Raw genomic sequence first — 14,350 nt, forward strand, 5'->3', positions numbered from 1 at the left:
CGACAGGAGCGCAGCATGAAAAAGGCCACGGCCGAGATCATCCGGGAATACGGTCCCTTCGACGGCGTCGAGAACGTCGGCGGCGTCAGCTTCGACGGCGAGCAGGTCTGGTTCGCGGCCGGCGACCGCCTGGTGGCCTTCGATCCCGACAGCGGCAACACCACACGCACCCTCGATATCGCGGCCCATGCCGGCACCGCCTTCGACGGCAAGTACCTCTATCAGATCGCCGAGGACCGCATTCTGAAGATCGAGCCGAACAGCGGGCGCGTGGTGTCCACCATCCCGTCGCCCGGCGGCGGCCGCGACTCGGGCCTCGCCTGGGCCGAGGGCTCGCTGTGGGTCGGCCAGTATCGCGATCGCACCATCGTTCAGATCGATCCGGAAACCGGCAAGGTTCTGCGCACCATCGAAAGCAACCGGTTCGTCACCGGCGTCTCCTGGGTCGATGGCGAACTCTGGCACGGCACCTGGGAAGGCGATGAAAGCGACGTGCGGCGCATCGACCCGCAGACCGGTGAAGTCATGGAAAAGCTGGAGATGCCGCAGGGCGTATTCGTCTCCGGGCTGGAGTCCGACGGCGGCGACCGCTTCTTCTGCGGAAGCGGCTCCGCCAACAACAAGGTGCGTGCCATCCGGCGGCCGAAGCGCAGCCGCGCGTGAAGCGATTTGCGATTACCTTTCGGCCAGAGAAAGAATAGAGCGGATCACCTGGCGCTTCCCGTCCGACAAACCCGCGAGCAGCGCCTCGTCGAGATGCTGTTCTCGGATGAGCCGCGCGAAGACAAGCGGGAGTTGCGAGTATCGATAGTCGAACATCTCATCGAGCTCCCTCCTTTGCTGGTGCAGATAGGCGCCAACTTCCCACATCTCCGACGGCGTCGCCGCCGCAACGGCCCTGCTCTTGAATTCGACCATCACCTTGGCGAGTGCGCACTCCAGCGCAGAATCATAGGCCTTGCGCGCAATCTTCTCTTCGGCCGGGGACCATTGGAGATCACGGTACATAGTGGGCTCTCATGCGTCTGGCGTCGTGCCAACAATCATGGCATTCAGCCTTGGTCGCCCGACCGATGCAATGACGCCACAACGTTGCCCCTTTGCCCGCCGCTCGGCAAGAACAATGCGTCTGTCCGAGCGGCGCGCTGCATGACCTAGGTCAAACCTCATGCAGGCGCAGGCACCTCCGCGGGCCGCGCCGCCGGGATCGGGCGGAAGGTCATCATGATCAGGAACGCGCCGATGCCGACGGCCCAGGAGCCGAGATAGAGCCACGTGTAGCTCGCAAAAGTGTCGTAGATCAGCCCGCCGGCCAAAGGCCCGGTCGCCATGCCGAGGCTGCCGGCCATCGCGGTGCCGCCGATCACGGTGCCCATCATCCGCAGCGGAAAATTCTCGCGGATCAGCACGGAATACAGCGGCATGGTACCGGCATAGATGAAGCCGAAGATCGCCGCGACCGCGTAGAACGCGGCGAGCTCGCGCACGAAGACGTAGCCGAGCGCGCCGAACGCCTGCGCCAGCAGGCCGAGCACCAGCACGCGCTTGGCGCCGAAGCGGTCGCCGAGCAGGCCGAAGGCGATGCGGCCGCCCATCCCGGCGAGCCCTTCGATGCTGTAGATCGTCACCGCGGCGACCATCGGAATGCCGCAGGTGACCGCGTAACTCACGGTATGGATGATCGGGCCCGAATGGGTGGCGCAGCAGAAGAAATTGGTCGCGATCAGGATGATGAATTGCGGCGAGCGCAGCGCCTGCGCCAGCGACATCGGCGGTTCGCCGTTCTCGGTGACCGCTTCAACGTGGTCGCCCTGCAGCGCCGGCGGGCGGCGCACCAGGAACGAGACCGGGATCATGATCGCGCCAACCACGCCCGAGACGATCAGCATCGCGGTGCGCCAGTCGTGGTGGGAGATCAGCCAGGCCGCGAGCGGCGACATCGTCATCGGCGCCATGCCCATGCCGGCCGACACCAGCGAGACGGCGAGGCTTCGATGGGTGTCGAACCAGCCGGTGACGCAGGCCATCATCGGGGCGAAGATCGCCGCCGTGGCCGCGCCCACCAGCGCGCCGAACACGAACTGAAAGGCCAGCAGCGATGTCGCCTGGCTGGCCAGCGCAAGGCTTGCCGCCAGCACGACCGATCCGGTCAGCACCACCGGGAGCGGCCCGAACCGATCGGACAGCGTGCCCCAGATCATGCTGGTGAAGGCCATCGCGAGGAAGCCGATCGTCATCGCGCTGGAGATGCCGGTCACCGACCAGCCGGTCTCGTGCGCCATGGGCTGGAGAAACACCGGCAGCGAAAACATGCCGCCGATCGCGACGCAGCCGAGCAGGCCGCCAGCCGCGACGATCACCCAGCGATAGGTCGAATTGCTCATTCCGGAACTCCCGTTCAGCTATTTCTGGCTGGAAGACGAGCGGGACGATGCGAAACCGACAGCTGACGAGCGCGCCAGCTCACTTTTTTGCGAGCATGGCGTCTTGCGCGGCTACCGAGATATTCCGGCTGGTCAGCGGCCAGCCAGACTGCACCCCGGCTCCGGCGCGATCTCGCCGAGCGCGCGGACCTGCACGAGTTCCGAACCCTGCGTCCTGGCGATGAACATGCTCATCGCCGCGTGATGATCCTGACCGAGCGTGATAGGACCGGTCGGCGACGGAACGGCGAGGCCCGCCATCGCGTCGATGATCGCCTCCTTGTCGAGCTTGCCGGCCTTCTCCGCCGCCGCCTTCAGCGCGATCAGCGTGTTGTAATGCGTCATCACATAGTTCGACACCGCGACACCCGGCTCCGCGGCGGCGCGGGCTTTCGCGACGAACGCCTTGACGGCAGGATCCTCGCTCGCCGCGACCGCCGGCACCACGGTCACCATGTTCTGCCCCTTGCCGCGGAAGATGCCGAGGTCGACTTCCGACAATCCGAGGAACGCGACGGTGATGTCCTTCAATAGCCCGGCTTCGTCGGCCTGCCGGATGAAATCCATCCCGTCGCCCTTCAGCGCGAACAACAGCACCTTGGCCTTGCTCGCCGCGATCTCCTTGATCAGCGGTGAAAAGTCGGTCTCGGTCCCCAGCGTGTATTTCGTCGCGACCACCTTGCCGCCGAGCTTCTCGATCAGAGGCTGCGCGATGCCGAACATCTGATGCGGCCAGACCCGGTCGGCGCCGAGCAGGAAGTAGGAGTCGCCGAAAGTCCGGGTCATGTAGGGCAGCAGCTGGCCGAGCTCCTGGTTCGGCACCGCGCCGAACGAAAACAAATAGCGGCTGCATTTGCCGCCTTCGTAGTTGGTGGCGTAGAGCAGCGGCGTCTTCGAGCTCTCGGCAATCGGCACCAGCGCATTCAGGTTCTGCGACGTGATCGGACCGACCACCGCCAGCAGCCCCTGCTTCTCGACCAGCGAGCGCATCGCCTCAGCGGCCGAACCCGGCCGTGTCTTGTCGTCGGCATAGATCACCTCGACCGGCCGGCCAAGAATGCCGCCGGCCGCGTTGATGTCCCTGGCGGCGAGATCGAGCCCAAGTTTCGCCTGCTGGCCGTAGAGCTCGACCCCGCCCGAAAACGGCAGCACCGCGCCGACGCGGATCGGTTCGCCGGGTTCGGCAGCGCGCGCCGGCTGAAGCATCGCACCGCAGAGCAGAAGCGCGAGCGTCGTGCAGATGATCGAGCGTGATGCCATGTGCGTCTTTCCTTCAGACAGGAAGCATCCAGTTTGATCGATCTTATCGGCGTGGCACTGAAGAATTCGTCAAGCGCGCCCCCATTTGCGTCACATTCGAGGCTATGCTCACTCCGCGCGTTGAGACATTTCCGCGCGCCTTCCTCCTCAAGATTTCTGGTCTATCGGGCAACCCGCCTTCGCGGCGTGCTCGTTCGCGCGGTGTGACGATTGATGAAAGGACACCCTTTGCAAAGCCGCTTCGTCCTGATCTCCGGCTGCTCCGGCGGAGGAAAATCGACGCTGCTGGCCGAACTCTGTGCACGCGGCTATCCGGTCGTCGAAGAGCCCGGCCGCCGCATCATCGCCGATGAGCTCGCGTCAGGCGGCAACGCCCTGCCCTGGGCCGATGCGGCGGCATTCCTGTGTCGCGCCGTCGACGTCGCGCTGAAAGATCTGGCGATGGCCAAGGCTCAATCGGGATGGGTGTTCTTCGATCGCGGCCTCGTCGACGCGGCGGCGGCACTGGAGGCGTTGACAGGCGAGCCGGTGCTGCACCCGATCTGCTCAGCACATCGCTACCACCGGCACGTGTTCATGACGCCGCCATGGCCCGAGATCTACGTCACCGATTCCGAGCGCCGGCACGGCTTCGAGGAAGCGACGGCGGAGTATCAGCGTCTGATGGAGACACTTCCGATGCTCGGCTACGACGTCATCGGCCTGCCGAAGACATCGCCCGCAGAGCGGGCCGATTTCGTGCTCACGACGCTCGGCGGCGGCGCCGCATCGGTGACCTGATCAGGCCGTCACTCCGCGGCCTCGCGCTGCGGAACGCCCTGTTCGACATCGAGCTGCAAGATGTCGTTGAAGCGATTGAAGGCGCCGCATAGCGCGATCCGCCAGGTCAGCTCGACGATCTGCGCTTCCGAGAAATGTTCGCGCAGGCGTGCGAAGATCTCGTCGCGGGTCTTGTTCCAGTTGTTGGTGACGGCGATCGCATATTCGACCACGAGCTTGTCGAGCGCATCGAGCTCGGGATGATCCCGATAGTCGAGCAGCCGCTCGGCGCCCGCCTCCGAAACACCCTGGATCGCGAGCTTCGGCGCATGGTGCGACACGCAATAGTCGCACTTGTTGAGCAGCGACACCGTCACCAGCGCGAGCTCGAGATGCCGCTTCGAGACCACCGCCTCGTCGGCGAGATCGACCAGCAGCGACCACATGTGCTTGAAGGTCGGCGGGCGCTGCGCCATGACGCCGGCCTGGTGCTCGAACGCGCCATAAGTGGTCATCTTGTCCCACAGCGGCTTGAGCTCGCCCGGCAGGTCGTTCCTGGTCTTGATGGACACGCGTGACATGGATGGCCTCGGATCGGAACTGAACCAATGCAGCCTGCCCCGCTTCGCCTGATACCGCAAGTCGCAGGACGGCATGGCAGGCGTCACGCCAGGAACTTACCGTCACCCGCGACGCAGTCCGACTGGGCTCAGAACGACGTCCCGCCTCCGAACCGGAACTCCTGCACGATGTCGTATTTACCCTTCGTGATCGGCACGGCGTAATCGAAGCGCAGCGGGCCGAACGGCGAGGCCCAGATCAGGCCGACACCGACCGAGGTTCGCACCACGTTCCCATCGTCGTATTGGAGGCCGCATTTGCAAGCAGCGGTATTCACCTCGCCGGTTGCGGCCCATGACGTCGGACCTTCATAACCCCAGAGCGAGCCGGCGTCCGCATAGACAGCCCCCTTCAACCCAACCTCGGAGGGCAGGAACCAGAACGGCATCTGCAGCTCCATCGACGCGCCCCAATATTTGGTGCCGCCGAGCGCATCCCCGACCGCACCTAAGCTCGCATAGGTGATGTCGCGCGGGCCGATGCCGTTGGTGGCAAAGCCGCGTACGAGATTCGGCCCCATCTGGAAATGGTCCAGCATGCGCAGGTCATTGTCGCCGACCTTGGTGAGCAGGCCGCCCTGCAGGTGGATCAGTCCGATCAGGTCGGACACCAGCGGCGTATAGTATTTCGCGTCGACCGCGCTCTTCAGATATGTCACGTCGCCGCCGACGCCGGCAAAATCCTGCTTGAAGTCGATCAGCAGGCCGTCGGTCGGGTTCTTGTTGTTGTCGAGGGTGTTGTAGGTCAGCGTGTAGCCGATCTGCGAGGTCCAGGTCGCCCCTGCGGCCAGTTCCTTGCGCACCGGCAAGGTGGATTCTCCGTCGCCGTAGCAGCCATATCCATAAAGCCCCGACGAGACCGAGTTCGTGGGATCGACGCCGCCGAGCACACTCTGGATGTAGGCGGGTGTTGGATTGAACGCGAGCGACGGGTTGGCCGGATTGTTGTTGCAGTTCGCGTAGGCGCTATCGAGCGAGATTTCCTGCTGATAGAGCGAATATCGCAGCTGGAGGGTCAGGTCTTCGCGCAAGGCCAGGCCGAGCCGCGGCGAGAACCCGATCGTCTTCACGCCATAGGTCGTGTAGTCCGTCGGCAGCTGCTCCTTGTAATACGCATCGAGCCCGAGCGCGACGCGATAGTCGAGCAAATACGGCTCGACAAAGGACAGCGACAGGCCGCGCGAATACTGGCCGTAGCTGACCGTCGCCTTGGCGAACAGGCCACGGCCGAGCAGATTTCGCTCCGAGATGCTGACCTCGGCAAGCGCGCCGTCGGTCGTGGAATAACCGCCCGACACCGAGAAGTCGCCGGTCGACTTTTCCTCCAGGTCGACGACCAACACCACGCGATCGCTCGTTGAGCCGGGCTCGGTGGTGATCTTGACGGTCTTGAAGTAGTCGAGATTCTTCAGCCGCCGCTCGGCGCGATCGACCAGCGCACGGTTATACGCATCGCCCTCGGAGAGATCGAACTCGCGCCGGATCACGTAGTCCCGGGTGCGGCCGTTGCCGCGAATGTCGATCCGCTCGATATAGGTGCGCGGCCCCTCCTCCACGCGAAACACGATGCCCACCGTGTGGGCCTCGAAATTCCGGGTGCCGTCCGGACGGACCACCGCGAAGGCGTAGCCGCGGCGCGACGCTTCGATCTGCATGTCCTCGACCGACTTCTCGACCGCCTCGACATTGTAGAGCGAGCCTTCGCCGACGCGCGACAATGAACGCAGCGTCGTCGGATCGAAGCCCGCTATGTTCGAGCGGAAACTGACCGTCGCGACGCGGTACTGCTGCCCCTCATCGATCTTGAACGTCACCTGAAAGCCCTTGCGCTCCGGATCATACTCGGCGAGTGCAGCCACGACCTGGACGTCAGCGTAGCCGTGCTTCAGGTAGAAGCGGCGGATCAGGTCGCGGTCGGCCTCGACCCGATCCGGGTCATAGATGTCGGCATTGCCGAGAAAGCTCAGGAAGTTCGTCTCATGGGTCTTGATCACGTCCTTCAAGCGCGCCGCCGAGAAACTGTTGTTGCCCATGAACTCGATGGTCTTGATGCCGGTCTTCGCTCCCTCGTCGACGGTGAAGACGAGATCGACGCGGTTGTTCGAGCGTTCGATGATTTCCGGCGTGACGTGCACGTCGTAGCGGCCTGAGCGCCGATAAATCTCGGCGATCCGCAGCGCATCTGACTGCACCATCGGCCGCGACAGGGTACCCCGCGGCTTGGACTGCATTTCGGCCGAGAGCTGCTCGTCCTTGATCTTCTTGTTGCCCTCGAACGCGACGCGGTCGATCACCGGATTCTCGATCACCAAAACGACGATCCGGCCGCCCGCCTGATTGATCTTGACGTCCTGGAACAACCCGGTCCCGACCAGCTCCTTGAGGGCGTCGTCGATGGCAGCCTGATCGAGACGGCCGCCGGGCCCGGGCCTGAAATAGGAGCGGATGGTCTCCGCCTCTACCCTCCGGTTGCCTTCGACCGTGATCGCATCAACCGATTGGGCCGCCACCGGAGCCACCAATGGCCATATCACCGGCGTCCCCGGGATCGAAAACCCCGACAGCACGATCGCCGCGACAAAGCCCCGCCACGTCTTCATTCCACACCTCGCGAACAAGAAGCCCGTTGTGACGGGACGGTGATGGCTGCGGTGTGGCTGCAGGATTGCGGGATTATTTCCAGTGGTTTGGGACTGTTAGCGCGACACGACGCGGCCGGCATCGCGGATTGTTTCGGGCTGCGCGCGACGCTTACAGTTCAGAAACACTATGCTTACGAAAAGGCGCAATGCCGCCCACAAGCGACACGTATGCTGGTCAATTGGTGGCTGAGCGCTGGAACGCGCGTCAGTAACGTCATGATGAGGACCCGGTCGCGGATCATGCTTGCAAACACTCCGAAGATCCTGATCGTCGAAGACGATCTGCAAACCAGAGACTTGATTGCCCGCTACCTGCGCGACCAATCCTGCCTGGTGGCCACCGCCTCGAACGGCAGGGAAATGGATCGTTACCTTGCCGGGCATTCGCTCGATCTCGTCGTCCTCGATCTGATGCTGCCCGGAGAGGATGGACTAACCCTGTGTCGACGCCTGCGCGGCGACTCGACGATCCCGATCATCATGCTCACGGCAAAGGGCGAGGACCTCGACCGGATCCTCGGGCTCGAGATGGGCGCGGATGATTATCTCGCCAAGCCGTTCAATCCGCGCGAGCTGCTGGCGCGGATCAACGCCGTGCTGCGCCGCCAGGCCCAGGCCGGCCTTGCCGGGCGCTCGGGCCAGAGCGCCGCGCGCCTGCGCTTCCAGGACTGGACCATCGATCTGCGCCTGCGCGAACTGCGCGATCCCGACGGCGCCCAGGTCCCGTTGACCAGCGCGGAGTTCGACCTGCTGCAGGTGTTTTGCGAGCGACCCGGCCGGATCCTGACGCGGGACGGCCTCTTGACCATGACGCGCAGCCGGCCGGCCAGTCCGTTCGGGCGCAGCATCGATGTGCTGGTCAGCCGGCTTCGCCGCAAGCTCGATACGAGCGAAGGATCGTCGGTGATCCGGACGGTGCGCACCGGCGGCTACATCTTCACGCCGCATGTGGAGGACGCATGAGCTGGACCCGCAGGATCGCCGCGCTTTTCAGCTTCCACCGGATCAGTGGCCAGATCGCCGCGCTGATCCTGCTTTCGCTGGTGCTCATCCATGCGCTGATCGGGCTCTATTTCGTCAGCCAGAAGCCGAGATCGTTCGCGGACAGGCCGATCCATCAGTTCCAGCTGGTTGCCAGGCTTCTGGCCGAGGCCCCTGCGGCCGATCGCGCAACGCTGTTGCGCGCTGCCGATCGCGCCTTTCCCCGGCTGCACCTCACATTGCGCGACGCAGGTCCGGGCTCGTCTGACGATGCTTCGTCCGAGGCACCTGGCGTCGACGATGTCGATGAATTTTCCTCGAAGACCGCGCCGGCGGTGGTTCGGTTGCCGGACGGAGCGCTGTTCGAAGCAACGATCGGCCCGACGAAAATGCCGCCGTTCTTCGGCGGATTCTGGGTCAGCACATTCCTGTTCCTGTTCGTCAGCGTCACGCTGCTCGGCGTCTGGGCCGGCCGCGCGCTCAGTGCGCCGCTCTCCGCGTTTGCCCGCGCCGCCGAGAATTTCAGCATCAGCCAGGCGGCCGCGCCGCTTCCGGAGACCGGCCCGGAGGAAATCCGCGCCGCGGCGGTCGCGCTCAATCGCATGCGCGAACGCATCACCACGCTGATGAATGACCGCACGCGCATGCTCGCCGCCATCAGTCACGACCTGCGCACGCCGATCACCCGGCTGCGGCTCAGGTCCGAATACATCGAGAACGACGCCCAGCGCGCGGAGACCCTGCACGACCTCGACCAGATGCAGGCCATGCTGGAATCGGTGCTGTCATTCCTCAGCGGCGGCGGCGCGGCGAAGCCGACGCTTGTGAACGTCGCTGCCCTGCTGCAGACGATCTGCGAACAATTCTCCGATTACGGTCACGTCGTGCGCTACCAGGGCCCGACCAGGGCTTCGCTCCTGATCCGTCCGAGCGAAATCAGCCGCACCGTGACAAACCTGGTGGAGAACGCGCTGCGCTTCGGTAGCGAAGTCGAGATCAAGCTGACCGCATCAGCCGATCAGGCCATCATCGACGTCTCGGACGACGGTCCGGGGATTCCGGAGCACCGCCGGGCCGAAATGCTGAAGCCATTCGTCCGGGGGGACGAGGCCCGCACCATGGACGAGAAAAGCGGGTTCGGACTTGGCCTTTCGATCGCGCAGGCCATGGTGTGCGGGCATGGCGGCGAGCTTTCGCTGCAGGACAACGCGCCGCACGGCCTTCTTGTCCGCATCAAATTGCCGGGGCCCGTGCACCTCGGATCGGATCGAAGCGGGACGAGCGCGTCTCGACCCGTGCTTCCTGAGCTCGTGTCCGGCTAGAGCAAGATTCAGAAGCGCTTGCCCCTGCCACCCGGCCGCTTTTGATCAGACCCAGACTGCTTCAGTCGGAACGGCGCGGCGCGGATACAGCGCGTTACAATTTGGCCCGCAGGATCAGCCCTTCTTCGGATCGGCGCGCGTGTTGCGCAGCAGATTGTCGCGCAGCCTCGCGACGGTCTTCTGCACGACGGGAAATTCGTCGCCGAGCCCGGTGGCTTCGACCAGGGACACATTGATATCCTTGTCGAGCAGGCGTCGGCCGGCCGGCGTCAGGCTCACGCGAACCTGCCGCTCATCGGCGGGATCTCTGACGCGGCTGATGTAGCCAATCTGCTCCAGCTTCTTGAGGATCGGCGTCAGCGTGTTGGATTCCAGAAACAGCTTTTCGCCGAGCGCGCTGACGGTCTGCTCGTCCGCCTCCGACAGCGCCACCATGGCGATGTACTGGGTGTAGGTCAGGCCGACCGCATCCAGGATCGGCTTGTAGGCGCGGCCGAAGGCCAGATTGGCCGAATAGACCGCAAAGCACAGAAAATTCGAGAGTTTTCGGGCCTTGGTCTCGGCCTTGGAGGAGCGGGTCACGGATGTCTCCGGAGTTTGTGATGTCGCGGTCAATATAAATCGCATCCGATTAAATCGGAAGTGCTTGACACGATCAAGCCCGGGGCCTATTTCGACGCGTACACGATTAGATCGGATACGATCTATATATCCCAAAGGAGCTCGCCATGACCGCCAATGCAAAGGTTCTCGTCACCGGAAAGACCCACGTCACCGCCGGCCCGAACAGCGCCGCCCGCTCGCGCGACGGCTTCCTCGACGTCAAGCTGCCGCAGCCGCACCCCGCCGCGGAAAACCTGTTCGCGGCCGCCTGGTCTGCCTGCTACATCGGCGCGATCCAGCTCGCCGCCGGTCAGCGCAAGGTCAAGCTCGCAAGCGAGCCCGAGGTCGACGCCGAGATCGATCTGAACCAGGCCGGCAGCGCCTTCTTCCTGAGCGCCCGCCTCAACGTCCACATCCCCGGCGTCGAGAGCGAGGTCGCGCAGCAGCTGATCGAAGCCGCGCACGGCATCTGCCCCTACTCCAAGGCTGTTCACGGCAACATCGATGTCACGACCACCCTCGTCTGAAACGAGCACATGACGATCTCCGACGCGGGCCGGCCGCTTGCCGGCTCGCGATCGGACAGGGACGCAAGCCAATCCTGGAGTTCAAGATGACCAGCAAGCTGATGAAGGCAACGCGCCTCCTCGCAAGGACGGCCTTGTTCACCGCCAGCCTCCTGACCATACCGAGCGCACAGGCGCAGCAACCGGCCGGCTTCACGCGAACCGACCTGCAGCGCCACGACCTCAGCGCCTCCGGGCGTGAAGCCGTGCAGGTGCGTGTCGACATCGCGCCGGGCAAGGCTTTCGGCCGCCATACGCATCCGGGCGAAGAAATCATTTATGTGCTCGCCGGCACGCTCGAATACGACGTCGACGGCAGGCCGCCGGCAAGGCTGCAGGCCGGCGACGTGCTCTTCATTCCCGCCGGCACGGTCCATGCGGCGAGGAATGTCGGCGACGTCACCGCCAGCGAGCTTGCGACCTACATCGTCGAGAAGGACAAGCCGCTGCTGACCCTCGTGAAGTGACCGATACCGCCTGCCCGCCCCTGCGCCTGGGCAGGCACAGCGACATCGGCTTCACTTCGTGCCCTGAGCCTCGGCCTGCCGTACCGGCCGCACGTTGAAGATCAGGAAGCTCAACGCGGCCATGATCCACACCCCGATGCCGCCATAGAGCATCACCCAGCCAAAGCCGCTCGCCAGCGCCTGATGCACGACAGGGCCGGTCAGCTCCGGCGCCGATGCGGCATCACCTGCCGCGATCCGCTCGGCGATTGCCCGAAGTTGCGCGCCGTCCAGCGCCGGCAGCACCGCCTTCAGATGCGCCAGCACGCCGCTCGCCAGGATAAAGCCCATCAGCGCGATGTTGACTGAAAGCGAAACCATTCGCGCGCTCATGTCGATGCCCGAGGCCATGCCGGCGCGGTCGCTCGAGACCGAGCCGGTCGTCGTGTTGGTGACCGGCGTGTTGGTGATGCCGAGACCGATTCCGGCGAGCAGGCAGCCCGGCAGCATCGTCAACCAGTTCGCCTCCGCGGCGGCGCTGCCGAACTTCATCAGCATGAATCCGGCGCCGATGGTGAACAGCCCCGCCGGAATGATCAGGCCCGGCTGATAGCGCAGCGAGAGCCGCTCGGCGAACGGCGGCATCACCAGTGTCGGCAGCGTATAGGCAAGCAGCGCAAGGCCGGCGGAGACGCTGTCATAGCCAAGGCCGGCATGAAACCAGATCGGCAGATAGATCATGAACGGCCAGTAGCTGAGGTTCATCGCCGCCGAGCCGACGATCGAGCCGGAGAAAGCTGGAATCCGGAACACCGAAAAGTCGAACATCGGCCGCCGGCTGATCTTCTCGGCAATCAGGAACGCTGCGAAGCTCACGGCGGAGACGCCGAGGATCGCAAGCCCCTTCGGACTGACGAAGCCGAGATCCGGCCCCTGCGTGATGTAGAAGGCGAGACAGAACACCGCGAGTGACATCGTCACGATACCGGCGACGTCGAGGCTACTCGCCTTCGGATCCTTCGATTCATGCACGCCGCCGATCGTGAGCACGAACGCAACGGCCGCGAACAGCACGTGGACGAGGAATACCCACTCCCAGCTCAGCACCGCGACGACGGCGCCGCCGATGATCGGGCCGAAGCCGAGGCCGATGCCGAAGATGACGCCCCACCAGCCCCAGGCCACGGCGCGCAGCCGGCCGCCCTGGAATTCGTGCGAGAGCACGGCGATCTGGCAGATCAAGAGCGCGCCGCCGCTCAGGCCCTGCAGGAACCGGGCGAGGATCAGCATTTCGACGCTCGAGGCAATGCCGCAGATCAGCGAGGTGACGCCGAACGCCGCGATCGCGACCAGGAAGATGCGCTTGCGACCGTAGCGGTCCGCCACCGTCCCGATCGCCATCAGCACCGTGGTGACCGCGATCGTGTAGGCGTTCATGATCCATTGCAGCGCCTTGAAGTCGGCATGCAGCACCCGCTCCAGCGTCGGCAGGATCGCGGGGATGCTGGAAATCTCCAATCCGAACATCAGACAGGCAAGGCATACGGCGGACAGCACGACAGCGCCGCGGCGGCTCAGTTCAGTAGACATGATCAGGCCTTTTGTTGTGGCAAGCCAACGGCATACCGCACGCTGTTGCCAGGGTGCTGGCAGCAGCGTCGGTCGATCGACTCACGATGTATTGAGGCGGCAGCGGCAGGAATCGGGTGGCCGCAGCGCTTCACAGCGCAAAGCTAGTCACGGCTTGAGCATTGGTGAATTGGATGACTAGATATTTCAGAGACAACAAATCCGGATGACTGACATGACCACGCTCGACGTCGACGCCGTGAAGACATTCGTGACCATCGCCGATCTCAAGAGCTTTACCCGCGCCGCCGAAACGCTCGGCACCACGCAGGGCGCGATCAGCGTCAAGTTGAAGCGGCTGGAAAGCCAGCTCGGCCACAGGCTGATCGAACGGACACCGCGCCTGGTGCGCCTGTCGGCACAGGGCGCGGCTTTCCTCGCCCCCGCGCAAGAATTGCTCGCCGCGCATGATCGCGCCGTCGCGGCGTTGTCGCCCGCGCGGCCGCGTCGCTTCTCGCTCGGCATTGCCACCCATGTCGGAGGCGCGGAGGTCCCGACCTTGCTGGCGCAACTGCACGCGCACGACCCGGCGCTCACCATCGAGGTCCGGCTCGAGGACTCCCGCGACCTGCTGAGCGCCTTCGATCGCGGCGAGATCGACGCCGCCATCGTCCGCCGCGAGGACGACCGCCGCGACGGCGAGATATTGGCGACGGATCACTACGGCTGGTTCGCCACGCCGGACTTCGTCCATCACGCGGGCGAGCCGCTGCGGCTCGCCGCCTCCTCGCCGTCCTGCGGCGTGCTCAACATCGCGACGCGCGCGCTGGCAGCGGCGGGCATCCCGTGGACGGAAACTTTCCTCGGCTGCGGATCCTTTGCCGTCGCCGACGCGGTTGCCGCAGGCCTCGCTACGTCGGTGTTCTCCCGCCGGCTCGCCCCGGTCGGGACGATCGAGGTCAGCCGGCGGCTCGGCCTGCCTGCCCTCCCGCCGTCCGAGATCATGCCGCTGTCGGCGCTGTCAGATGCAAAATCACGCGCGGTCCTGAAGACGATTGTTGGTGCCTTTCGCGAGCACCATCGGATGCCTGCGAACCGCGCGGCAGAGGAAATCCATACCGTCACGGAAGTTGTCGGCTCCTGAACGATCTGCGCGCCG

14 protein-coding genes are annotated in these 14,350 nt (G+C 64.7%); 7 read left to right on the plus strand and 7 right to left on the minus strand.

What is annotated here, in order from left to right:
- Positions 1-15: 15 nt before the first annotated feature.
- Positions 16-663 carry a Vgb family protein gene (locus AC1VNY_RS25495; protein ID WP_482407242.1) on the plus strand — a complete coding sequence of 216 codons (648 nt, stop codon included), beginning with the start codon at positions 16-18 and terminating at the stop codon, positions 661-663.
- A 12-nt stretch (positions 664-675) separates the two neighbouring features.
- On the opposite strand, the gene AC1VNY_RS25500 is transcribed toward AC1VNY_RS25495, so the two are convergent.
- The 3 genes from AC1VNY_RS25500 to AC1VNY_RS25510 form a co-directional block, all read right to left on the minus strand.
- On the minus strand, positions 676-1,008 hold the full coding sequence (locus AC1VNY_RS25500) for a hypothetical protein (protein ID WP_482407243.1): 333 nt from the start codon (positions 1,006-1,008) through the stop codon (positions 676-678).
- A 158-nt stretch (positions 1,009-1,166) separates the two neighbouring features.
- Positions 1,167-2,384 carry an MFS transporter gene (locus AC1VNY_RS25505; RefSeq protein WP_482407244.1) on the minus strand — a complete coding sequence of 406 codons (1,218 nt, stop codon included), beginning with the start codon at positions 2,382-2,384 and terminating at the stop codon, positions 1,167-1,169.
- 132 nt (positions 2,385-2,516) lie between these two features.
- Positions 2,517-3,683, minus strand: a complete 1,167-nt coding sequence (locus tag AC1VNY_RS25510; protein WP_482407245.1) for an ABC transporter substrate-binding protein — start codon at positions 3,681-3,683, stop codon at positions 2,517-2,519.
- Between the two features lie 213 nt (positions 3,684-3,896).
- Between AC1VNY_RS25510 and AC1VNY_RS25515 the strand changes: the two genes are divergently transcribed.
- Entirely contained in the window at positions 3,897-4,463 is a 567-nt protein-coding gene (locus tag AC1VNY_RS25515) for an AAA family ATPase (RefSeq protein ID WP_482407246.1), read from the plus strand.
- Positions 4,464-4,471: 8 nt separating this feature from the next.
- On the opposite strand, the gene AC1VNY_RS25520 is transcribed toward AC1VNY_RS25515, so the two are convergent.
- Both AC1VNY_RS25520 and bamA read right to left on the minus strand, forming a co-directional pair.
- Positions 4,472-5,023 (minus strand): carboxymuconolactone decarboxylase family protein, encoded by a 552-nt coding sequence (locus AC1VNY_RS25520; protein ID WP_482407247.1) that lies wholly within the window; start codon positions 5,021-5,023, stop codon positions 4,472-4,474.
- Positions 5,024-5,151: 128 nt separating this feature from the next.
- On the minus strand, positions 5,152-7,662 hold the full coding sequence (gene bamA, locus AC1VNY_RS25525) for an outer membrane protein assembly factor BamA (RefSeq protein ID WP_482407248.1): 2,511 nt from the start codon (positions 7,660-7,662) through the stop codon (positions 5,152-5,154).
- 282 nt (positions 7,663-7,944) lie between these two features.
- Here bamA and AC1VNY_RS25530 point away from each other — a divergent pair, with 282 nt between their 5' ends.
- On the plus strand, positions 7,945-8,667 hold the full coding sequence (locus tag AC1VNY_RS25530) for a response regulator (protein ID WP_026192667.1): 723 nt from the start codon (positions 7,945-7,947) through the stop codon (positions 8,665-8,667).
- Positions 8,664-10,007, plus strand: a complete 1,344-nt coding sequence (locus AC1VNY_RS25535) for an ATP-binding protein (protein ID WP_482407249.1) — start codon at positions 8,664-8,666, stop codon at positions 10,005-10,007. Before AC1VNY_RS25530 ends, AC1VNY_RS25535 begins: the two co-directional genes overlap by 4 nt.
- Before the next feature lie 114 nt (positions 10,008-10,121).
- On the opposite strand, the gene AC1VNY_RS25540 is transcribed toward AC1VNY_RS25535, so the two are convergent.
- Entirely contained in the window at positions 10,122-10,589 is a 468-nt protein-coding gene (locus AC1VNY_RS25540) for a MarR family winged helix-turn-helix transcriptional regulator (protein ID WP_482407250.1), read from the minus strand.
- A 146-nt stretch (positions 10,590-10,735) separates the two neighbouring features.
- Here AC1VNY_RS25540 and AC1VNY_RS25545 point away from each other — a divergent pair, with 146 nt between their 5' ends.
- Both AC1VNY_RS25545 and AC1VNY_RS25550 read left to right on the plus strand, forming a co-directional pair.
- Complete coding sequence (locus tag AC1VNY_RS25545; RefSeq protein ID WP_482407251.1) at positions 10,736-11,137, plus strand: Ohr family peroxiredoxin; 402 nt, start codon at positions 10,736-10,738, stop codon at positions 11,135-11,137.
- 101 nt (positions 11,138-11,238) lie between these two features.
- Entirely contained in the window at positions 11,239-11,643 is a 405-nt protein-coding gene (locus tag AC1VNY_RS25550) for a cupin domain-containing protein (RefSeq protein ID WP_482407292.1), read from the plus strand.
- A 51-nt stretch (positions 11,644-11,694) separates the two neighbouring features.
- On the opposite strand, the gene AC1VNY_RS25555 is transcribed toward AC1VNY_RS25550, so the two are convergent.
- Positions 11,695-13,212 (minus strand): MFS transporter, encoded by a 1,518-nt coding sequence (locus AC1VNY_RS25555; RefSeq protein WP_482407252.1) that lies wholly within the window; start codon positions 13,210-13,212, stop codon positions 11,695-11,697.
- Between the two features lie 214 nt (positions 13,213-13,426).
- On the opposite strand from AC1VNY_RS25555, the gene AC1VNY_RS25560 reads away from it, so the two are divergent.
- Positions 13,427-14,335 carry a LysR family transcriptional regulator gene (locus AC1VNY_RS25560; protein WP_482407253.1) on the plus strand — a complete coding sequence of 303 codons (909 nt, stop codon included), beginning with the start codon at positions 13,427-13,429 and terminating at the stop codon, positions 14,333-14,335.
- Positions 14,336-14,350 lie beyond the last annotated feature (15 nt).

It is taken from the genome of Bradyrhizobium ferriligni, from assembly GCF_056837965.1.